This is a genomic window from Clostridium sp. YIM B02555, from assembly GCF_022320955.1.
Lineage (GTDB): Bacteria > Bacillota > Clostridia > Clostridiales > Clostridiaceae > Clostridium > Clostridium saccharoperbutylacetonicum.
The window spans coordinates 1-21,002 of the sequence record NZ_JAKJJY010000026.1 but is presented as its reverse complement, the minus strand read 5'-3'; the positions used below and the strand labels follow the sequence as shown (position 1 = coordinate 21,002).

General features: G+C 29.7%; 22 protein-coding genes and 2 pseudogenes. 4 read left to right on the top strand and 20 right to left on the bottom strand.

The features are described 5' to 3' along the window. Positions 1-33: 33 nt before the first annotated feature. The gene (locus tag L3B98_RS24850; protein ID WP_026106414.1) at positions 34-255 is read right to left on the bottom strand and encodes a helix-turn-helix transcriptional regulator; all 222 of its coding nucleotides are present in this window, start codon (positions 253-255) and stop codon (positions 34-36) included. A gap of 9 nt (positions 256-264) precedes the next feature. Beyond that, complete coding sequence (locus tag L3B98_RS24845; RefSeq protein ID WP_015392109.1) at positions 265-744, bottom strand: DUF2975 domain-containing protein; 480 nt, start codon at positions 742-744, stop codon at positions 265-267. A gap of 160 nt (positions 745-904) precedes the next feature. On the opposite strand from L3B98_RS24845, the gene L3B98_RS29175 reads away from it, so the two are divergent. After that, positions 905-1,042 (top strand): hypothetical protein, encoded by a 138-nt coding sequence (locus L3B98_RS29175; RefSeq protein WP_343073708.1) that lies wholly within the window; start codon positions 905-907, stop codon positions 1,040-1,042. 164 nt (positions 1,043-1,206) lie between these two features. Here L3B98_RS29175 and L3B98_RS24840 read toward each other — a convergent pair whose 3' ends face one another. Beyond that, complete coding sequence (locus L3B98_RS24840) at positions 1,207-1,779, bottom strand: TetR/AcrR family transcriptional regulator (protein WP_238918639.1); 573 nt, start codon at positions 1,777-1,779, stop codon at positions 1,207-1,209. A gap of 271 nt (positions 1,780-2,050) precedes the next feature. Here L3B98_RS24840 and L3B98_RS24835 point away from each other — a divergent pair, with 271 nt between their 5' ends. Together L3B98_RS24835 and L3B98_RS24830 are read left to right on the top strand one after the other, a co-directional pair. After that, complete coding sequence (locus tag L3B98_RS24835; RefSeq protein WP_238918638.1) at positions 2,051-2,686, top strand: flavodoxin family protein; 636 nt, start codon at positions 2,051-2,053, stop codon at positions 2,684-2,686. A gap of 166 nt (positions 2,687-2,852) precedes the next feature. Next, positions 2,853-4,073, top strand: a complete 1,221-nt coding sequence (locus L3B98_RS24830; protein ID WP_238918637.1) for an MFS transporter — start codon at positions 2,853-2,855, stop codon at positions 4,071-4,073. 34 nt (positions 4,074-4,107) lie between these two features. Here L3B98_RS24830 and L3B98_RS24825 read toward each other — a convergent pair whose 3' ends face one another. From L3B98_RS24825 to L3B98_RS24795, 7 genes are all read right to left on the bottom strand, one after another. Continuing rightward, positions 4,108-4,962: a GNAT family N-acetyltransferase gene (locus tag L3B98_RS24825; protein ID WP_238918636.1), complete on the bottom strand. Its 855-nt coding sequence runs from the start codon at positions 4,960-4,962 to the stop codon at positions 4,108-4,110. A 48-nt stretch (positions 4,963-5,010) separates the two neighbouring features. Beyond that, positions 5,011-5,625, bottom strand: a complete 615-nt coding sequence (locus tag L3B98_RS24820; RefSeq protein WP_238918635.1) for a nitroreductase family protein — start codon at positions 5,623-5,625, stop codon at positions 5,011-5,013. A 279-nt stretch (positions 5,626-5,904) separates the two neighbouring features. After that, entirely contained in the window at positions 5,905-6,831 is a 927-nt protein-coding gene (locus tag L3B98_RS24815) for an AraC family transcriptional regulator (RefSeq protein ID WP_238918634.1), read from the bottom strand. A gap of 187 nt (positions 6,832-7,018) precedes the next feature. Next, entirely contained in the window at positions 7,019-7,663 is a 645-nt protein-coding gene (locus L3B98_RS24810; RefSeq protein WP_238918633.1) for an HD domain-containing protein, read from the bottom strand. A 46-nt stretch (positions 7,664-7,709) separates the two neighbouring features. Further along, positions 7,710-8,450 (bottom strand): SDR family oxidoreductase, encoded by a 741-nt coding sequence (locus tag L3B98_RS24805; protein WP_238918632.1) that lies wholly within the window; start codon positions 8,448-8,450, stop codon positions 7,710-7,712. Positions 8,451-8,533: 83 nt separating this feature from the next. Then, positions 8,534-9,160, bottom strand: a complete 627-nt coding sequence (locus L3B98_RS24800; protein ID WP_015392101.1) for a class I SAM-dependent methyltransferase — start codon at positions 9,158-9,160, stop codon at positions 8,534-8,536. 152 nt (positions 9,161-9,312) lie between these two features. Continuing rightward, positions 9,313-10,161 (bottom strand): class I SAM-dependent methyltransferase, encoded by an 849-nt coding sequence (locus tag L3B98_RS24795; RefSeq protein WP_238918631.1) that lies wholly within the window; start codon positions 10,159-10,161, stop codon positions 9,313-9,315. A 519-nt stretch (positions 10,162-10,680) separates the two neighbouring features. On the opposite strand from L3B98_RS24795, the gene L3B98_RS24790 reads away from it, so the two are divergent. Next, positions 10,681-10,998 carry a hypothetical protein gene (locus L3B98_RS24790; RefSeq protein ID WP_238918630.1) on the top strand — a complete coding sequence of 106 codons (318 nt, stop codon included), beginning with the start codon at positions 10,681-10,683 and terminating at the stop codon, positions 10,996-10,998. Between the two features lie 111 nt (positions 10,999-11,109). Here the strand turns inward: L3B98_RS24790 and L3B98_RS24785 are convergent, their stop codons facing one another. The 10 genes and pseudogenes from L3B98_RS24785 to L3B98_RS24740 form a co-directional block, all read right to left on the bottom strand. After that, the gene (locus L3B98_RS24785; RefSeq protein ID WP_238918629.1) at positions 11,110-11,820 is read right to left on the bottom strand and encodes a CPBP family intramembrane glutamic endopeptidase; all 711 of its coding nucleotides are present in this window, start codon (positions 11,818-11,820) and stop codon (positions 11,110-11,112) included. Positions 11,821-12,049: 229 nt separating this feature from the next. After that, positions 12,050-13,501, bottom strand: coding sequence for a hypothetical protein (locus L3B98_RS24780; RefSeq protein WP_238918628.1), 1,452 nt, complete (start codon positions 13,499-13,501; stop codon positions 12,050-12,052). Between the two features lie 18 nt (positions 13,502-13,519). Then, positions 13,520-14,125, bottom strand: coding sequence for a hypothetical protein (locus L3B98_RS24775; RefSeq protein WP_238918627.1), 606 nt, complete (start codon positions 14,123-14,125; stop codon positions 13,520-13,522). 10 nt (positions 14,126-14,135) lie between these two features. Continuing rightward, positions 14,136-14,786: a hypothetical protein gene (locus tag L3B98_RS24770; RefSeq protein WP_238918626.1), complete on the bottom strand. Its 651-nt coding sequence runs from the start codon at positions 14,784-14,786 to the stop codon at positions 14,136-14,138. 144 nt (positions 14,787-14,930) lie between these two features. Next, a complete protein-coding gene (locus L3B98_RS24765; protein WP_238918625.1) occupies positions 14,931-15,803 on the bottom strand; it encodes a radical SAM protein in 873 nt (290 codons plus the stop codon). Between the two features lie 205 nt (positions 15,804-16,008). Next, positions 16,009-16,371, bottom strand: coding sequence for a hypothetical protein (locus L3B98_RS24760; protein ID WP_238918624.1), 363 nt, complete (start codon positions 16,369-16,371; stop codon positions 16,009-16,011). 180 nt (positions 16,372-16,551) lie between these two features. Next, positions 16,552-17,217: pseudogene (locus tag L3B98_RS24755) on the bottom strand (IS1595 family transposase); the annotation flags it as partial. 239 nt (positions 17,218-17,456) lie between these two features. Beyond that, positions 17,457-18,203: an AAA family ATPase gene (locus tag L3B98_RS24750; protein ID WP_238918622.1), complete on the bottom strand. Its 747-nt coding sequence runs from the start codon at positions 18,201-18,203 to the stop codon at positions 17,457-17,459. A gap of 50 nt (positions 18,204-18,253) precedes the next feature. Continuing rightward, positions 18,254-18,538: a YciI family protein gene (locus L3B98_RS24745; RefSeq protein ID WP_238918621.1), complete on the bottom strand. Its 285-nt coding sequence runs from the start codon at positions 18,536-18,538 to the stop codon at positions 18,254-18,256. Between the two features lie 311 nt (positions 18,539-18,849). Then, positions 18,850-21,002, bottom strand: a pseudogene (locus tag L3B98_RS24740) (hypothetical protein); the annotation flags it as partial.

Here is a 21,002-nt window from a genome sequence, read left to right as displayed (position 1 = left end):
TAAAATACACAACATCCGCTATATATGTCAAGCTTAATTTTTTTCATCTTCATCCTCCCTGTATTCCAATATATCCCCCGGCTGACAATCTAATGCTTTACATATTTCGTTCAAAGTAGTAAACTTTACCCCCTTTACTTTTCCAGTCTTTAACACAGACATGTTCGCATTTGTAATTCCTACCTTTTCAGCTAATTCTTTTAATGACATTTTCCTTTTCGCCATCATTACATCTACATTAATTATTATCATCACACTCCACCCCTATATATAAGATTCATTTTCTTCTTTCATAAATGCTGCCTTTTGCACTAGATGAGATAAGACTGCTGATGCCACTGCTATACATACTCCAACAAAACAAATTAATATTGATAGCAGAAAAATCCCCATGTTATTCATTTTAAGCAACAGCAATACAATATTTCCAATAAAAAAGAATCCTGAATCGGTAAGTGTAGCAAGCATGATCCACTTTAAATACATTGCATTTATCCTGGAAAAAGAATTATCCTTCCCTACCTCATCTGCTATTCTCCACGTCAAAAACAAAACCAAATAACATGGAATCGCTGTACACCAAATAAAAATCAACCATGGCCAATAGCAATATTGGAATTCCTTTTCCTGCTTAACAAGACTATCCCCTATATATGGTATTGCCTCAAAATATATAATTGCACCACACAACACCATTGCCATTACAATAATCTTAATACATTTTGACAAATTCTTCTGATTCATAAATACCTCCATAAAACCATATTTTTCATTTTAAGTGTATACTTACACATTTCATTTGTCAATAATAAATTATCGTATTACGATAATTTATTACCTTTAATTAATATATTCATTCTAACCGGCAGTCAAAATTAACCAACTCAAATTAATACTTTATTTAATGTTGTTATTTCAGACAGGATTATTTTTACTAGCACTACTAACATTCATAGCGTTACTTATAGAAAAAAATCTCAAAAAAAAACAGCAGCCCCGCATCGTGATTGGAAGCTACTATTTTTATAACCTAAAAATTTAGTAATACCAGTTGCCTAAGCAACTAGAATTATATACTCTAGGATTAAACATATTGCAATATGTTTTGCCATGTTTTTATTTCACTTAAATTTACTTATTATCCTTTATTTATGATATGGTTCACCCTATCATAAATAAGGGATAGTACTTTATTAATATTAAATTTTACTTTATTCCTTCAAATGCATAATTTATTAGTTTCTTTATAAAAGTTTCATCAACCACATCTCCTGTAATTAATAATCTATAAAATACTGGGCCGAAAATCAAATCTATAATTAATTCTATATCCAAATTTTCCTTCAGTTCCCCTCTTGAAATTCCACGTTCTAAAATACGTCGTGAATCAAGTCGGCGAGGATTAAAATACATTGTTCGATATGTCTCAGCTAGTTTTTGATCATACTGACCTTCTGCTATTATCTCATTAATTACCTTTCCCTCTCGACTAACTAGAAATTTTGATAAATTATTTACTTGAATTGTCATATCCTTAATAGTTGATCCTGTATCAGGTATTGGAAGTCTCTCAGCAGCCGCATCAAAAAAAGCATCCATAACAACAGCTGCTTTATTTGGCCACCATTTGTAAATAGTAGCTTTACTAACTCCAGCTTTTTCGGAAATTTTTTCAATTGTGACTGCTCCAAAACCATTTTCAAGTAATAACTCATATGCAGCAGTAAGAATTGCATTTTTAGTTTTTTCACTGCGCGGACGACCTAATTTTTTTTCCATTGTACTTACCTCCATTGTAATCAAATCAAAACAATACATTTAATAAACTATACGTATATTATACTATACTTTTTTTAATTTTAAAAAAAGTATTTACATTACTGAACGTTTAGTATATTATATATTTATAAACTAAACGTTCAGTTTGATAATGCTTTTAGCAAGAATTTGAATTTTGTTAATTTATGCAATAACTAAAATTCTAGTCAAATCCAAATCTGTGTTAATTAATAACATATATAAAATTATTAAATTTAAGGAGGAAAAATTAATGAAAGTTGTAGCTTTTAATGGAAGTCCATCTAAAGAAGGTAATACTTATCATGGAATAAAAATAGTTGTTGAGGAACTTGAAAAAGAAGGGATAGAAACAGAAATAATCCACGTTGGAAATAAGACTATTAGAGGATGTGTTGCTTGTGGATATTGTACAAAGAATAAAAATGGAAAATGTGCTATTACTACTGATCCTGTTAATGATTGGATTGAAAAGATGAAAGGTGCAGATGGAATAATCTTGGGTTCACCAGTACACTATTCGGCAATTGCGGGAACAATGAAAGCTTTTTTAGATAGAGCTTTTCGTGTTGCAGAAGCTAATGATAGCATGCTAAGACTTAAAGTCGGAGCTACCGTAGTCGCTGCAAGACGTGCTGGTGGAATTCCAACCTTCGATCAATTAAATAATTATCTTAATCATTCTGAAATGCTAATCCCCACTTCAAATTACTGGAATGTTATTAATGGTAGATTACCAGGTGAAGTAATGCAAGACGAAGAAGGAATACAAATAATGAGAATACTAGGTAAAAATATGGCTTGGCTTATGAAGCTTGTAGAAAATGGACAAGGAATTGTTCAAAAACCAGAAAGAGAAGAAAAGATATTCACTAATCTTATTCGCTAAATTATTATTTTTACCTACTTATTAGAATAGCAATATCTTTAATACTAAAAATTCAATTTAATTGTTATTCTAATTCTTTATTTCATTATAACTATTTAACGATATAACTTAAATCTTAAGAAAATAAGAAAATAACTCAATTTATTGAGATAGGAGTGATTTTAAAATGTATCAAGCAAATAATACTATTATAAAAACTAATTATACTTCAAACAATTTAAAAGCTAATTCTACTACATTAAGCCGTTTATTGATTTTAGTTATGGCAATAGCCTGTGGTGCTACTGTAGCAAATTTATATTATATTCAGCCATTATTAGCTGATATAGCCAAAACCTTTCATGTAAATCAATTAAGCATAAGTTTTGTAGCAATGCTAACACAAATAGGTTATGCCGTTGGAATGATATTTATATTACCCTTAGGGGATATAAAAGAGAAAAGAAACTTAATAATCATAATGCTTTTCTGTTCAATCCTTTCACTTATGTGTATGTTCTTTTCTTCAAATATTTTCATCCTAAGCTTCTCCTCTTTTGTTATTGGCTTTACTTCCATTATTCCTCAGCTTATTATTCCTTTAGCTGCACAATTATCAGACCCAAAACAAAGAGGTCAAATAATTGGAACAATTATGAGCGGTTTATTAATTGGAATCTTGGTTTCTCGTACTGTCAGTGGACTCATAGGCAGCTACTTTGGTTGGAGAACAGTTTATCTTATTGCAGCTATCACTATGTTTATTCTTATGATTATTCTAAGAAAATTAGTTCCTTTATGTAAACCTACCTCTAACATTAAATATACTGAATTGTTAAAATCCTTGATATATTTGATAAAAACCGAGCCAATTTTAAGAAAAACCTCTCTTATCGGTGCCCTTATGTTTTCAGCTTTTAGTGCATTTTGGACATCACTTATATTTTTACTTGAAAGCCCTAATTACAATCTGGGGTCTGAAGCAGCAGGATTATTAGGATTAGTTGGAATCAGCGGTGCTCTTGCAGCTCCGATAGTTGGAAAAATGGCAGATAAGAAAGGGCCTAGATTTGCAATAGGCATCAGTATAGTTGTAGTCATAATTGCTTATTTAATCTTCTTTATGTTTGGCTTTAAAATATGGGGACTTATTTTAGGAATTGTCTTTCTTGATCTAGGAGTGCAGGCTTGTAATGTATCAAATCAAGCAATAGTACAAGCTTTAAATGAGGAAACACGTAATAGACTCAATACTATTTATATGGTTAGTTTTTTTCTTGGAGGAGCAATGGGTTCTTTTCTAGGTACCTATAGTTATTCTCACTTTGGATGGTATGGTGTTTGTATTTTTGGATTAGTAACTCAAATTATAGTGATTATTCTTTTTAAAACTGGTAGGAAATCATAATAATATTTCTATAAATTTAAATTATGAAATGAGTTTAAAGTTTTAAACTCATTTCATATTGTTTAACATTTTGATCAAACCCTAACTTTAGTAAAAAATTCTTCATGGCTGTACTCTTACTATCTACATTTAAAACTTTAATACTATCTGCTTCTGTACTTTTCAATAAATCTGCAAATATGCTCTTTCCAATTCCATTACCTCTATGGTTTTTGTCTACCGCTATTTGAGGAATGTCTCCTGTAATTATATCAATGATTCCATAACCAACAATCGTACCCTCAATGCTTACTATAGAATATTTAAAGGTATCTGCTGCTGCATTAATTGAATCAATAGAATTCTGCCAAGATGGCATGAAATCCCAGAATTTTATTAATTCTAGCCATATACTTTCTGTAATTATCTTGATATTTTGAACCTTATATTTAGGCATAGCTTTAAACCTATTTTTATCTAAGATAAAACATTCAAAATCTCTTAAAATTTCAAAACCTTGTTTTTTATAAAGGCTAACTGCAGGAGTATTAGACTGGATTACTTCAAGTACATATTGTTCCACTCCCATTTCTTTAAGCAATTCTTTTGCCTTTAGAAACATACTACTTGTTATTCCATTATTTCTATAACCATTTATAACACCTGTTCCTGTATCATAGGCAGATAACTTTCCATTCCATGGTCTAATTGCATTTAAAAGAAATCCAACTAAAACATCATCATTAAATGCTCCTATTGAAGCTGCTGCAACATAACCTCTTCGCTTAAGCATCTGTTGAAGCTTTAAAAGAGGTAGATCCATTTTTACTTGATAATCTGAAAATGCATCTATAAATGTACTATGTATTTTTTCAATGGCTATATTTTCAACTGTATTGTAAATAATCATTCTTATTCTCTCCTAAACTAAAACGTTAAATATAAAGGTCACATCATTTTACCAACTATTAATATGCAATCTTGATTCTAATCTCACTTCCTTTTGAGGAATAATTTTAGCATTAGAATCCTTATATCCAAATGGAATTATTGCTGCTACTTCAAGCTCCTTTGGAATATTAAGAACCTCTTTTATTGCTAATGTATTTTTAGGTATAAATGTAACTCCGAAAACTTCATTTTCAGCCAAACTTAATAGAATATTTTCAATACAACACCAAACGGAAGCTAAACAATTTAAGTCATATATTCTTTTACTTTCACTTACTTGTGTTTTTGGTTTATATACTACAACTAATACTTCTGGTGCTGTCAACATCATTCTTTTTTGTTTTGGTATTGCCTCTAAATACATCTCTTTAACAAGACTATCACAACCTTGGAATTCTCGTTTTAATCCATCAGTTACTTTTTCTATCATTTCTTCTGTTTGTGTCAATGCTAATCGTATATTTTGTTCTTTGACTAACATAAAATTCCATTCTTTAAGATGGTTGTAACTTGGTGCTTTTAATCCAGCTTCTAAAGATTTTTCTATAATTTCAAAAGGTACTTCCTTTTTAGAAAAATCTCTAATGGTTCTTCTTCGATTTATAGCTTCTATTAGTTCCATTTAGCTTCCTCCATAATTATGAAATTAGTACTTAATTTTCTAAATTAATTTCTATTTTATCGAATAAATGTTCGGTTGTCAAACATTACCTGTGACCATTTTTTATTCAACCTTTTTAGAAACCCTTGGAAAGGTTGATAAAGAACTATAAAATATATATTAGATGCAACCGTGCATTCTATAATGGCTCATAAAAAATCGCATTTCCAATTTTCTTGAATAATGCGATTTTACAGGCTGTTATTTATTTTTATTGATTTATATTATAAGAATTTCAGGTTAAAAGTTACTCTCATTTCTTTTATTTATCTGCTTTACTGGTCTTGCCTCAATATAACCTCTATACCCCATTGGAGCAAGCTGAAACCTTGGTGCTTCGTCTTCTGCCCATTCAAATCCATACAATTCAGGATTATAATTTTCAATAGACTTCGATACACTTGAAATTTCATTCATGAATTTTTCATCATCATATGGTTCCCCTTGAAATACCATCATTTTGCAAGGTGGCAACTCTATAAGATCATATCCTTCTGGAATTGGCTTATCATAATCTAGTGGCACTTCCACCCCTTGAACATATTTTGAAGTTCCTTCCTTAATTAAATGATTAGGAAGCCACATTCCAATAGGTTCATAAAGTGCTTCCTTAACACTAGAAAGCATTCCCCAAACATCACATCCAACTTCTTCGCAATAAGCAAAATATTCAGTTGCTTTGACGCCTCTTTTTAGCAATACCTTTCGCCTTGGGCGTTCTACCACTTGAACAAAAATAGTATTCTTTTCTTTCTTTTCTTCCATAACATTCACTCCTTTATTTAATATCAGATAATAATCATGGATACTATCAGGAATGAAAAGACCAATTGGCGGTGTATTTTCGATATATTTTCTTGGCGCAATTCCAAATTGTTTCGAAAAGGCTTTTGTAAAGCCTTCATGAGAACTAAATACAAAATCAAAAGCTACGTCAACTACCCTTGGATGTTCATCACGTAATACCAAAGCAGCTTTACTAAGCCTTAATGCTCTAATATATTCAAATGGACTTTTATTTAGTAATTTCTTAAAAATTCTAGCACTATGCCATTGAGAATATCCTGCTGCTTTTGAGAGATCATTAAGAGTAATTTCTTCAAAAATATGATCCTCTATATAATCCTGCATCCTTTGAACTGCATTTACTATTTCCCAGTTATCCATGTTATCACCTCAAAAAAATAATATCTTATTTTTAAAATTACTTCTTGAACTGTATTGCTAGAAATAATTCTAAGTTAATGCGAAATGCTAACATATTTATCTAAATAAAAATAAACCTTATCTTAATTATATTTTTTCAAAATTCTTTGTTTTATGGAACTATCAATAATCTTTCTGTCTTTTATTATTATAATACCCCATCCCATTCACTAAAGAATTCATCAAGAAAATCTTCCATATATTTATGTCTTGATTCAGCCATTGCCTTAGCCGTAGCTGTATTCATCAAAGCTTTTAATTTTAGCAATTTTTCATAGAAATGATTAATTGTTGTTCCTTCAGACTTAATATATTCTTCCTCATCCATATCTTCTTTGGGCTTTTCATTTGGTATATGCATGCTTCTATTTTTGCTGCCTCCATATGCAAAGGTTCTTGCTATTCCAATAGCCCCTATTGCATCAAGCCTATCGGCATCTTGTACTATTTTTCCTTCTAAACTTTCTGGAACCTTTGTACCTGTACCTTTAAAAGATATTGACGCAATTATATCACATATAGCTTTTATTTTTGCATCAGCAATTTCGTTATTCTTTAGAAATGCTTCTGCTTTAGAAGTAGTTCCTACGTTCCCACCAAATAATTTATAATCATCTACATCATGTAATAACGCAGCTAATTGAACTATTTCCAAATCAGCATTTTCTCCTTTACAAATAGAAGCTGCTAATTTATAAACTCTAATACTATGATAATAATCATGTCCACTATAATCATTTTGAAATCTGTCTTGAATATATAATAATGTTTTTTCTAACAATTCTTTATTCATAATTGTTTCCCAACCTTAACTTTTTTGTAATTTTATTTTTTCTGAATCATAGATCTCTTCTCATCAAACTATAACTCTGACCTGTTGGTCCGATTAATGGTTGACCCGCCATAAACAAGGCGAGATTCGTAACATCTTCTGGTTTCTTAATCCATTCGCTGTCAACTGAAAAAGCTGAACTACCGTCTTTCATACTGTCATTTCCCATATCTGTTGCAACTGGTCCTGGAATTAATTCATTTACGCTAATATTAAATTTATGCAACTCTTGAGCTAGAACTCTTGTTAACATCCAAAGTCCTGCTTTTGAACATGAATAAGCTGAATTATCTGCTCTCCCTTTATGTCCAAGTCCAGAACCTATAGTAATTATCTTTCCACCCCCTTGTTTCTTTAAATATGGAATTGCTGCTTTAGCTGTATAGAAGGCTCCTGTAAAATTAACATCCATTACTTTTTTCCACGCTTCAATACTTAATTCTTCAACTGGTGCTTTGTCACAATCAACCCCTGCGTTTATAACTACTATATCTATTCGGCCATAAATTTTATAAATTTTTTTAAACGCTTTCTCTAATTCAATATAATTGCTAACATCACAAGCTAATGCTATTGCATTTCCATTTTCCCCTTTAATATAACTAGCTGTAGCATCAATTTCCTTCTGACTTCTTGATAAACAACATACTTTTGCACCGTTCTGCGCATATGATATTGCAATAGACTTTCCTATCCCTCTTCCAGCCCCTGTAATAACTGCAACTTTATTTTCTAAGTCAATATTCATAAAATTCACCTCACAATCAATACATTTTTTCTTTATAATCCCCAAAATACCATAAGGTATATTATATCATAATTCATAATTATTTAATTTATTTGTGTTTTGCAAAGCAATACACATTCCGGCAACATCTCTCCTTCAATCACACTACTATCAATTATATCAAAGCCTCTATTACTGACAAATTCTATATATTCATCAGACTTCCATTTATAAAAAGTATGAAATCCAATCCTTTCCATTAACCAAATTCGCAGCTTGTTGATTTTTCCATCATATACAAATGTAGGTGCAATCAACAATCCTCCTTTTTTGAGTACACGTCTAATTTCTATTAGTGCCTTATCAGGATTAGGCATAATATGAAGAGCATTAGCAATAATTACTGTGTCGAACTTTCCATCCTCATACAGCAAGTTAGTTGCATCCTGCACCGTAAAAGTAATAGGTAAATTAGCTGCTCTTGACTTTGCTTCTTCAATCATTTTCTCTGAAAAATCTGTTGCTTCCCAAGAAGCTACTTTTTTACATAACGGAAAGGTAAGTTGTCCAGTTCCACAAGCCAATTCTAAAACCTGCATATTCTTATCCAATGATTTTGATATAACCTCACATAAATCTCTATATAATTTTGCGTTTTTTCTTTCATGCATTGGCGTATACCACTTTGCAACATTTTCCCAGAACTTTTTATTGGTAAATTCTTTATCCATACTTTATCTTTAGTGAGAGAGTGTATTATATGTACCAAACTCTCACTAAATCCTCCTTTCTTTCTTGTTATTCATTTTTAGCGTCTAACAAGTTACTATTTATCTTTTTGTTTATTATTGCATATTTGTAAATATCATTTTAAAACTTGATTCTATAACATTACTTTTTGTGCAATAATTGCAATCCATTCACTATCTTCTTTTAGTGCTTCACCAATAAGGCTCCCTCTAATATCAATAATTTTAAATCCACTATTTTTAATTATCTCAATAATTGTTTCAACAGAGTAATCTTTAAACCAATTTCTATACACTTGAACACCAGCATTATCAGCAATTATATATTGATCAAGCCAAATATCATTATCATATTGAAAGCCCTCTTCTAAAACTAAATGTGTTTTTTCTCTCCAAAAGCCACCTTCACTAATATGCCAGTTTTTCTTTATACCACACTTTTTCCTTAAAGCTGGTGTAGAAACATCGAAAATGAATAATCCATTTAACTTTAAAGCATTATATACTATCTTAAATAACTTATCTCTTTCTTCATCTGAAAAAGTATTGAACTCTCCATAAACTTGCATAACAACATCATATTCTTTAAAATACTTAAGCTTAAAAAAATCATCATACTTATATTCTATATCCAATCCTTGCTGCTTTGCACTACTTTTAGCATAATTAATTGTATTTTGCGAAAAATCTACGCCCGTTATTTTATGTCCTTTTCTACACAATTTTTCTGCATATAATCCTGGGCCACAGCCTAAATCTAATATGGAACTATTAGATTTTAGAACCTTACTATTAAGAAACTCTACTGTTTTCTCAATAACTAAGCTTCTTCGTGAAGCTCCATCAAAATTTGGATCAAGATGTGCATTAAGCATCTGCTTAGCAAGGTATTCTTCTGTCCATATATTTCCACACTCCCTATTAAATAAAGGTGGTTTTCTACTTAATTTTTTCACTTGATTAACTATATTTTCATTTAGCATAACTATAACACTCCTTAGCTTATAAATTAATTCTCAAAATTTTACTTAGTTTAATAATAGCCCTTTAGTTAACGAACTCCCATGTAATAGTATAATTTTATAAATAAAAAAAGCCGTAGTTCTACTCTACAGCTTCTATCTTAAAAAGACAGTTTGATCACCTGGAGAGTAAAATAAAATCATATTATAATAAATTGGTATGCTAAATAAACTGTCTAAAAAACAGTACTTACCAAAATATTATGCTGAATGATTTCATCTTACTTCTCCATACTTCCTTATGCTTTTTGATTATGCAGCACTAAGTTAGTCGGATGACATTCCACCTTCCTCAATTATACTATTACATAAGCACATTATACTTTTAATCCAATTAATTGTAAATATACTTTTCCCATATTCCTTCATTTGTTCGTTTAGCTAGTATTACTTAAATTTAAATTTGAATATTAATTTATTATTTTCACATAATAACAATATATTTTGAGATAAAATTTAAATTCAAAGGTGGTATTACAAATGAAAAAATTTATAACTGTTTTTTCTATCTCTTTATTCTTATTATTTAGCATAAATACTGTTACAGCAATAGCTCAACCTAAAACTTACTCACAAGGTTTTTATACAATGAATGATTTAGGCTTAAATGAAAATACACTTTATAAGGTTCGTAATAATGAACCTTATGTTGAAGGCTTATTAATAATAGTTGACTCTGATAGAAAAATACAACAACTTATACGAATAGCACCTAACTCTACCGAAAATACTTTAATTCCACTCAAAAATGATTATAAATTTATAATATATAATAATGTTCGTTTAAATTTCTCATAAAAAGCACTTCCTATAGTGCTTTTTCCTTTATATTTCTAAGATAAATTATTCACTTTTAAGAAATAAATGCGTGCTTGGGCAACTTATAATTAAGCACTATAATTGCGTTTGTTATTTTAATATCTTCAAATTAAATTTCCTTGATGTAATTATTAAATAGAAAAATACTACTAAACCAATAATAATTCCCCACCATTTATAAGAGTAATCGAATAATGCATGAACCATAATTGGAACTAAAAGTGACCCACTATATTCAAACAAGCAAATAAAAAATAAACCTGCAATTATTCCTCCACCAATTTCATTAAGCATCGACATCATTATAGTTGATAAGCCATGTCCTGCTAATAGTCCTGGCAATATTGAATGCATTATTCCCCATAAGCTTCCACTTATTATGATAGCAATTAATCGATTTGATACTTTTAACTTTGAATAAAGATATCCTCTATATATTATTTCTTCTGGCGCAGCAACAGCAAAAATATAGAAAAAAGCCTTATAGCACCCACTTAAGGAAAAATCCCCGTGCATAATGAAAAAGATCAAATATACAACTAATAGCATTAAACTTAATTTAGATTTAATTAGCCCTAATTCACTCAGTTTTTTTCTATAAATGGCACAAAGTATTCCAGGAAATATCAACATAGTAGCAAAGTCAATACTAATTTTTATTCCTATATTATTATTTGTTATATTCCTAAGCGATATCTCCCATCCATTAACAACTACTATTTTTGTAAATATATAAAAATATATTGAATATATAATTATTACAATTAATGGAAAAATATCAAAACTATACTTTTTCTTCATTTACTATCTCATCCTCATCTAAAAAATTCTATCGAAATTTCTCAACAGAACCCAAACTATAATTAACTTCTACATAATTCTTAATAAAAAGCTAATTTTCAAAACAATCATCTTTTAACATTATACTTTATTTCTTACAATATTTTCAATATATTATGTTGTTTTAGAATTAATAAAATACAGAAGCATCTTCTTTAATTTAGAAGATGCTTCAAAAGTCATGTATATATTATTTTTTAACTATATCCATATTATCTACTTTCCATTCATATTTCTTTGTTTTTCTATTATAAGCAAGATCAATATAAGTCTTTATGTTTTTTACTTCCCCATTACTAGTAATTGTGCCGTCATAAACCTTATCAAAAATCCTACTGTCTTTATTTTCAGTCCCAAGAGTAAATGTATCTGCAACTGCAACTGTGATTTGTTTACTATCTAACTTAAAATCGAGCAAATTTTTCTTAATAGCGTCAAGATTAATATTAGCTACTTCTACAGAATCTACAGTCACCTCAATATTATTATTATAATTTTTGTCTAACGATAAACTTAAATAAGCAACACCTGAAAATTTAATTTTGCTTATATCACCACTTGCTGCCTGTCCTTCAATTTCCACCCTAATAGAATCATCTTTATCTTCCATAAAATTATTTATTTTTAAATCAGATATGTTATCTTTATTTAAATAAATACTCTCAACATAATCAAAACTTTCAATTTTATATTTATAATTATAACTTCTATCATTATCAAAGGCTGTAAGTACAAATTTCTTTTTATCATCATCACTTAAGTTGCTAGAAATCTTTTCCTTGTCAATAACTTTACCCCTTAAATAATCTGATTTTAAAAGCCACTTACCATCTTTTAAACTAAAACGAACATCAAAATCTGTAGAAACCTTTGCTTCAACAACTCCATTAGATAAGGTTAATGCAGCAGTTCCAGTTCGATTTAAGCCAGAACCTTTAATTTCAACATTTCCTATTTCTTTTAACAAACCTTTTTTCAAATCAATACTCTTAAAATCATAATTAACTGTTGAATTCTTTATCAAATCATTAATGTTATCTTTTAACTCTACTTTAGGTTCAACACTTTTAATATCTGAACTCTTTAATCCATTAAAAATCCATTTATTATTGTTTTTATCATAAAAAAGATCAAATTTCACATTAGCCTCAACTGTTGCATTATCAAAGTCTAAGGTTATTGAACCTTCAACTTTATCACTTTGTTTTTTTACTGAATTTCTTGATGTGATTGTTAAGGCCTTTATTTGTTCACTTTTGATTTCAAATGGAGCTCCATCTAACATTAAATTCTGACCAACCAAATAATTTTTGAGTTGATCCTCTTTAACAGGTCTTCCCTCCATAAAGCTAAATATACCTACGCCTAAAATAATAGCTGCCATAACAATAGCTCCAATAATTGAAGCAAGCTTATTTTTTGCAACAAAAGTCTTAATTTTTTCATAATATCCAGGTAAATTATTCTTAACTGCTGTTCCACATTCTGCTACTGTACTACTAACCCCATCATAAATCCCTTGATTATCTACAGTATTATTATTTTCATTATTAAAATTATCATTATTTGATAACTTTTCCCCACAGTATATGCAAAAGCTACTTCCATCTATTATATCTTTTTTACAATTAATACACTTCATTTATAACACCTCACTTAATTACAATATACTTCTAAATCTAGATTCAATCATAGATTCAATAATATAATAATTAGCTGCTACAAACAAAATTGCATTTATCACATATGTAATTGCAATAGAATATACAACTTTACCTTTTCCTGCCATAATTATTGAAGATAAACCTTCATAAGTTAAAATTATTAATACACACATTTGAATCATTACTACTATTGAAAATAAAGTTACACTAAATAATGAACAGATTAATCCAGCTATCATTATGACGGTTGGAATAATATTAGCATATGTACAAATAGACACATATTCCTCATAAGAAATTTTTAATTTAAATATCATGTTACTAATTATAAAAATAATTCCTGAAAAAACTAAGATTATTAGTATGAAATTAATTACAAGTAAAATAAACATTCTCAACATCATCTGATCAATGATACTACCTAATCCCAACATAACTATGCCTGAAACAAAATCACTAACTAAAGTTTTTGCACTTATAATCACAGCTAGTGAAGAAACACATGCTAATATAAGATTAACTATAAGCGATTCTTTCATTTTTAATTGACTATTACTAAAAACCCCTTTGAAAGGCGATTTTAATATTTCTACTATTCTCATAAACTTCCCCCTAAAAAATTGATCTTAATGCATTTCTCATTAATGATTTTAATACGATAGATATTACTAAAGCTGTGCCTGAAAAACTTCCAACTATAGTAATTAAATATACAAATAAATCAGCTTGTACAAAATCTTTAATTCCTTGATACATTAATAATAAAGAAACAATACCTCCAAAAGCTGAAACAATTGTATACAAGTATGGTGTTATGGCTACCCCTAATATTGCACCAATTATGTTTATAATTATGGAAATTAATTGTATTGATAAGGTTAAATTCAGAAATGACATGAAGTTAACTTTCTTTTTAAAAATACCATTAACTATTATCCACATAAATGCAGCTTCAACAGCAGTTATTCCCAATGTAGTTAAGATAGCATCTAGCGCTTCAAAATTTAAGTGAAGCTTCCTTCCCATACCTTTTATTATTATTAATTGAATTAAAATAATTATGATTGCTACAGCGCCTGTAAATATTGGATTTACAAGTTTGCTTGTACGAATAAATGCTATTGGATTAGTAAACAAATACTTAAATTGTTTTAATAATCTTTTTTCAGCACCCTCCTCATCATAAAATTTAATCAACCCACAATTCCCGCAGAAATCGCCTTCTTCGGTTAATTCCTTACCGCAATAAAAACAGTTATTCATTATTTATCCTCCCCTATAAGTTATATCTAATTTTAATTAAAATTAGACTACATAGTACATTTTTACATAATATGATTTTATTTTCAAGAACTTATGCTTTTTTAATAAGAAAAAGCACCAATCTTCCATTGATTAGTGCAATTACTATATATCAAACCCTATTTGAACTTCATTATTTTTCTCTTCAAAAACTCTCATATAATCAAAAACTTCTCTAACATCATAAATAATATTATGCTTATCACAGGTTTCTTTAATAATTTTCATAATTTCTTTATGATTTCTACTTATTACTTCATAACTATTTCCATATTCTCTTATGTATTTTTCTTTCAAACCTTTAAAATGCTTATCTAAATTTTCATAATAATATTCCCTATTCCCATTTCTTAAGGTTAAGCCAATACCAAATACTATAATTCCTTTAACTTTAGCTTCTATACAATAATCTAAAATTCCTCTTATATTTTCTTCTGTATCATTTATATACGGTAAAATAGGAGTTATCCAAACTACTGTAGGAATTTTGTTATCCCTCATTATCTTTAACACTTCAAAGCGTTCTTTTGTTGTAGAAACATTTGGCTCAATAATTTTGCATAATTCTTCATCATAAGTAGTTAATGTCATCTGTACAACACACTTTGCCTTATTATTTATACTTTTTAGCAAGTCCAAATCTCTTAATATTCTATTTGATTTAGTTTGTATTGCTAATCCAAATCCATATTTTTCAATTATCTCTAAACATCTTCTTGTGTTTTGTAGCTTTTCATCTAGATGAATGTATGGATCACTCATTGCACCTGTTCCAATCATACACTTTTTCCGTTTTTTTCCAAGTGTATCTTCTAATAGCTGCAGCACATTAGACTTAATCTCTATGTCTTCAAAAATATGATCCATTCCATAACAATGACTTCTGGCATCACAATATATACAGCCATGAGTACATCCTCTATAAATATTAATTCCATTATTACTAGATAGTATCCCCTTTGATATCACCTCATGCATATAATCGTAACTCCTTTCTAATATTATTTGATAATACTATTATACTCAGATTAATAAGACAGCTATATGTCATATTACGAATAAATTATAAGTATTTTGATAAATTATTCACTTTTAAAAAATGGCTATGTTAAAGAATAATGCTGATAATATACTATATTTTAAGGGAACTTGAAGAGTCCCCTTAATTTGGATTATACAGTCATTACGAACTGACTTTTAATATAAACTTCGATAAGTCTTTAGAATTGATTTTATAACATATACCATTAATCTTGTTATTATGGAAAGCGTAGTATATTGTTTCATCATCTTTTCTAACTAATTGAATAACCGAATCTGTAAATGCAATGTTCAGTTCCACCAAGCCACCTTCATATTCAGTAACTAAATCTTTTTTAGAGTTCTTTAATGTTTGTAATATATATTCGGTATCTTCTTTATTTAATGAAACTAATTTTTCATTATGAGAGGTATCAAACACCTTTGCGTTACTTATATCTCCTTTTGGATATATTTCATTCTCTGAGATATTTTTAGGTGTGCCACCTTTTATACAGCCAGTCATAAAGATAAATAGAATGCAGAAAATTAATAGCATTACGGTGGTTATCTTTTTATTTCTTTTTCCCATATACATCATCCCAATCCTATTTATTAGATCCAGCTAACGCACAGCCAAAATAATTAGACGTTTACTAAATTATACATCATATAATTCAAAATATTCAAACATTTAGCACTTATATTATACATAAATTGCTTCTCTACTTCTAAAATCCTTTAACTTTGTATCAATATGAGAGGTATGAGATTGTACCAATAAATTCTTGCTCTTTATAGTATCCTTCTCTGTATTGAATATTTCAAGCCATTTAAACCAATACATATAATTAGTAAGATATTTCGTTGCAACGCCATTAAACCTATCCATCCACTTCTTTAATTTGCTATGGAAAGCATTAATATGCTGTATATGGTATATACCTTCTTTATGTTTACCACGCTTAATCTGCTGAAGTTTAATACCTAAATTTTGTGCGAACTTAATATAACTCTTATGGGAGTCCGTACAAAGAATGGCTTCATCCTCAATCCTGTCCCTAAAAAGCCTTTCTAAATCTGTATGCTTCATTATTCCTTTACACAAAAGTTCAGTAACAACATTTCCAACTCTATCTATAGCACATAAAACACAAACCTGCTCCTTTGAAATACCTCTTTTTCTCTTTTCAGTTTTGCTTCTTTTGCTACCTTTAACACCACTCTTATGTGCTTTACGAGGCATAATAAAGGTTGTGCTTTTTTTATGATTTCCTTTAAATGATTCTCTAAAGAAAGCCTCGTCAACTTCTACAACTCCACCAACGCTACCAATTCCCATATATGTTCTAATAGCGTCTAAAATTTTGTGCCTCCAATAAAATTATGTAGGTATGCTTATTCCAACTTCCTTTGCACATCTCCTTATGGAATAGCCATTTATCATGCACTTGGCATATTGTATCCATTGCTTAACATTTTTCTTGCTATTATGCTTTGGAGAACGTGTAAAATCATAATCGTGTTTTTTATTTTAAAATCTTCAAATTAAATTTTCTTGATCTGATTATTAAATAGAAAAATACCACTAAACCAATTTTCAATGCTAATCTATTCAAACAAATACTTCATCATTTTTTCAGGATTCTCTAAAAACTTTCTTGTCATCATATAGTTATCAGTTTTTTTATAAGGAGTTTTAGTGATTCCATCATCATCTATAACAAATATATCCGCATCTGGATAAGCCATTAATATAGGTGAATGAGTTGCAATAATAAACTGAGATTTTTTCTTAACTAGTTCATTAATTATAGTAAGCATAGCCATTTGCTTTAATGGTGACAATGCTGCTTCTGGTTCATCTAAAATATACAGTCCATGTCCACTAAAACGATTAGTCATGAGTGTAATAAAACTTTCACCATGAGACATCTTATGTAAGGATGTCCCTCCATAACTATATATAACAGGATTGCCCATAGAACTTTCTGAATCGAGCCGTTCTATTTCAGTTGCTACATTGTAAAAACTTTCTGCCCTTAGAAAAAATCCATCCTTAGGTCTATTAACACTTTTCACTACAGTTATATACTTATATAAATCAGAATGAGTTTCCCGTGATGAAAAACAAAAGTTTCTAGTTCCACCTTCTGCATTAAACCCACTATTAACAGCAATGGCCTCTAATAAGGTTGATTTTCCACTACCATTTTCACCAACAAAAAAGGTTACATTGCTAGATAAAGCTACACTATTTAAATTATTAACTACAGGCAAATCTTTAATGTAACTTTCTTCTTTATTAATTTCCTGCTTGAGACGAATTTCTTTTATGTATAAACTATCATATAACATTTCTCGATATCACCTCTTTATTAAACTTATGTTTTACTGACTTTCTGCCATTAAAAATCTGATAATATCAGCAACTCCCATTCGTACACTTCAGTTGTATAAAGATTTCGTTCAATTATAGGATCTTTTTGAGCAATCAACTTTGCATCTTCCAAATCCTTGGCTTCAAATATAATCATACCACTTGTAGCATTGTTGAAGCCACCCCCAACAAAGTATCTTTCAGCTGCTACACCCTTTAAATATTCTACGTGATCTTGAAAATCCTGTGAAGTAGTTTCTAATTCATTATTTTTATAATCAATTCTTACAAATAACTTATCGCCTTTTTTCATAGTATTTAGCCTCCAATAGTTATAAGATCTCCTATATTTTTTAATAATTTAGAGTTATTAGTAAGTAATATAAAGTTATACTAATAAATATATTATTATATATTTAAATTTCGCCCACAGAACATACGTTCATAAAAAATAATAACATAATTGTCTGTTATTGTAAATAGTCTCCATCATACATTTAAACATTATTTTACAATTTCTATATTCACATAATTTATTATAAATATATTCTTTAAACAAAATAAAAAAAAGAGAACCTCCTCCATTATCATCTGGATTTAGTTCTCCCTTATTACATTATTACTTTATTGAACCCATGCTCCACTCGCATTTAATGTATAGCCATCAACTACTGTGTTGCTTACCATACTTCCATTTGCTTGTAGATAGTACCAATTGCCATCGACATATGTCCAACCTGTTGCCATAGCTCCATTTCCTTTCAAGAAATACCACTTACCATCTATGAATTTCCATCCAGTTTCCATGTAACCTAAAGCACCATAATCCTTGCCATCACATAGGAAGTACCATGAACCATCAGTATCTTTAAACCAGCCCATATCCATCTTTCCATCTTTACCTAAATGGAACCATTGTCCTACTGTATCTTTACCATCGAAGGTCCAATCGCCAGTCTCTGACTTATACCATCCAGTTATCATAGTTCCAGTTTTGTCAAAGAAATACCAATAGCCATTGTCTTTTTTCCAACCAATTTGATTGCTCTTATTTAATTTTACTATTGTAAAATCACTGAACTTCTTTACTGTAAATTTGATTCCAAAGACACCTGGTGAATATTCAACTACCTGACCTTTTTCAAGCACTTTTTCACCGTCACTATGTTCAATGAATACTCCAAGATCATTTAAAAAAGCTTGTCTTTCATTTGGATTTGTTGGAATTATAACCCCTTTTAATGGTAATACAATATCTACAGCTCTTTGACTCATATTTGTTTCTATAGTCATTGGTGTTCCTAATACTTGTACTCCCTTATTTCCTGTAATTAGTTTTATTGTTGCTTCTTTATCTGCAGTTGTTTTAATTTCTGTCTGCTTAACTGTATCATTTATTGGAACTAATCTAAAATATAAATCTCCATTTAATTGTCCGCTTCCAGCTAGACCTTGTACAGATTCTTTTGGTAATGAAACTATTGCACCACCTGTTTCTATTTGTAAATTTACACTTCCACTTGAAAGTGCACTTAATGTTTCTTTTGGTATATTAACCTTAGTTTCTGATACAGAAGGATCTGAATCTGCTGCAACTATTCTTGCAGTATCCTTTCCAGCACTAGTTAATGCTGCTATTGTTTCTTTTGCTTTATCAGCTGTATAAGTTATTGTGTCTTTCTTAGTTCCATCACTTGCAGTTATTCTCTCTATTACAGTTTGTGAAACCGGAGTGTCATTACTTCCATCTGTGACTTTTACTGTAATTTGTTGAGTTGATGAGCTATTAGAATTCTTGCTACCTGATGAATTTGTATTACTACTTGAGGAATTTCCTAATATCTTAGATGTAATTCTTCTAAAGTGTTCATCTATATAAGATACTACTAATTTAATGTAACTCCCTGCATCAGCACTAACTAATCTATAGGTTTTATCTTCACCTATTAATGTTCCACCTTCAGAATCTTCACTTGGAATTCTATACCACCTATAGGTTACTGCTGCGGAGGTAGTAACATCTGCACCATTCACATCAATTAATTGAGCCTCTAAAATATTATTTACTTGTCCAGTCCCAATAATTCTTACTGCCACAGGTGTTGTATCAGTGTTACTAGGTAAATTAAGTCCAAAACCTGCACTTACATTTATGTTTATATCTACATTAGTATCTTGTCTACTTGCATTAGAATTTCCATCACTCCAACTTGTAAAATGATATCCTGAATTCGGCACTGCTGTTACTGTAGTTCCGTTTTCTCCACTATTTACTGTTTGTGATGCATTCCCTTCAATCCTTCCACCTGCTTCTGCTGTATAGTTAAGTGTGTATGTTGCTATTGGTACTGCACTTACAGTAAAGCTAACATTAAAACTTTCACTAATTCCATTATTTCCTGTTAAGGTTACTGTAGCCGTGTAAGTTCCTGCTGCTAAGTTATCATTTGGCTTTACTGAAAAGGTCGTTGTATTTTCTGTACTCACTGTTGTTGCTAAAAGTGATCCTAATGTAAAGCTACTTGCATTTGTTCCACTTAATGCTACTCCCAACCCTGTTAAACTTCCTGTTCCTGTGTTAGTTACAGTTATAGTTCGTGGTGATATTGATGTATATCCCACTGTTGCTCCTGTAAATGTATGAGTTCCAGTTTGAGATAATGTTGCTGTATATGTAGAGACTGGTGTCCACTTCGCATATAATGTAGTATTTGCTGCTATACTGAACGTTCCACTTCCTGCTGCATAATCTGTTCCACTTCCATTTGCTAATGTAT

Excerpts from the sequence above, each read along its gene's own strand:
- L3B98_RS24745 (WP_238918621.1), bottom strand. The coding sequence starts at position 18,538 with ATGAAAAAAGGCGATAAGTTATTTGTAAGAATTGATTATAAAAATAAT.
- L3B98_RS24840 (WP_238918639.1), bottom strand. The coding sequence starts at position 1,779 with ATGGAAAAAAAATTAGGTCGTCCGCGCAGTGAAAAAACTAAAAATGCA.
- L3B98_RS29175 (WP_343073708.1), top strand. The coding sequence starts at position 905 with ATGTTGTTATTTCAGACAGGATTATTTTTACTAGCACTACTAACATTC.
- L3B98_RS24775 (WP_238918627.1), bottom strand. The coding sequence starts at position 14,125 with ATGAGAATAGTAGAAATATTAAAATCGCCTTTCAAAGGGGTTTTTAGT.
- L3B98_RS24810 (WP_238918633.1), bottom strand. The coding sequence starts at position 7,663 with ATGAATAAAGAATTGTTAGAAAAAACATTATTATATATTCAAGACAGA.
- L3B98_RS24800 (WP_015392101.1), bottom strand. The coding sequence starts at position 9,160 with ATGGATAAAGAATTTACCAATAAAAAGTTCTGGGAAAATGTTGCAAAG.
- L3B98_RS24765 (WP_238918625.1), bottom strand. The coding sequence starts at position 15,803 with ATGCATGAGGTGATATCAAAGGGGATACTATCTAGTAATAATGGAATT.
- L3B98_RS24790 (WP_238918630.1), top strand. The coding sequence starts at position 10,681 with ATGAAAAAATTTATAACTGTTTTTTCTATCTCTTTATTCTTATTATTT.
- L3B98_RS24770 (WP_238918626.1), bottom strand. The coding sequence starts at position 14,786 with ATGAATAACTGTTTTTATTGCGGTAAGGAATTAACCGAAGAAGGCGAT.
- L3B98_RS24830 (WP_238918637.1), top strand. The coding sequence starts at position 2,853 with ATGTATCAAGCAAATAATACTATTATAAAAACTAATTATACTTCAAAC.
- L3B98_RS24780 (WP_238918628.1), bottom strand. The coding sequence starts at position 13,501 with ATGAAGTGTATTAATTGTAAAAAAGATATAATAGATGGAAGTAGCTTT.
- L3B98_RS24785 (WP_238918629.1), bottom strand. The coding sequence starts at position 11,820 with ATGAAGAAAAAGTATAGTTTTGATATTTTTCCATTAATTGTAATAATT.
- L3B98_RS24815 (WP_238918634.1), bottom strand. The coding sequence starts at position 6,831 with ATGGATAACTGGGAAATAGTAAATGCAGTTCAAAGGATGCAGGATTAT.
- L3B98_RS24760 (WP_238918624.1), bottom strand. The coding sequence starts at position 16,371 with ATGACTGGCTGTATAAAAGGTGGCACACCTAAAAATATCTCAGAGAAT.
- L3B98_RS24805 (WP_238918632.1), bottom strand. The coding sequence starts at position 8,450 with ATGAATATTGACTTAGAAAATAAAGTTGCAGTTATTACAGGGGCTGGA.
- L3B98_RS24835 (WP_238918638.1), top strand. The coding sequence starts at position 2,051 with ATGAAAGTTGTAGCTTTTAATGGAAGTCCATCTAAAGAAGGTAATACT.
- L3B98_RS24795 (WP_238918631.1), bottom strand. The coding sequence starts at position 10,161 with ATGCTAAATGAAAATATAGTTAATCAAGTGAAAAAATTAAGTAGAAAA.
- L3B98_RS24820 (WP_238918635.1), bottom strand. The coding sequence starts at position 5,625 with ATGGAACTAATAGAAGCTATAAATCGAAGAAGAACCATTAGAGATTTT.
- L3B98_RS24845 (WP_015392109.1), bottom strand. The coding sequence starts at position 744 with ATGAATCAGAAGAATTTGTCAAAATGTATTAAGATTATTGTAATGGCA.
- L3B98_RS24750 (WP_238918622.1), bottom strand. The coding sequence starts at position 18,203 with ATGTTATATGATAGTTTATACATAAAAGAAATTCGTCTCAAGCAGGAA.
- L3B98_RS24825 (WP_238918636.1), bottom strand. The coding sequence starts at position 4,962 with ATGATTATTTACAATACAGTTGAAAATATAGCCATTGAAAAAATACAT.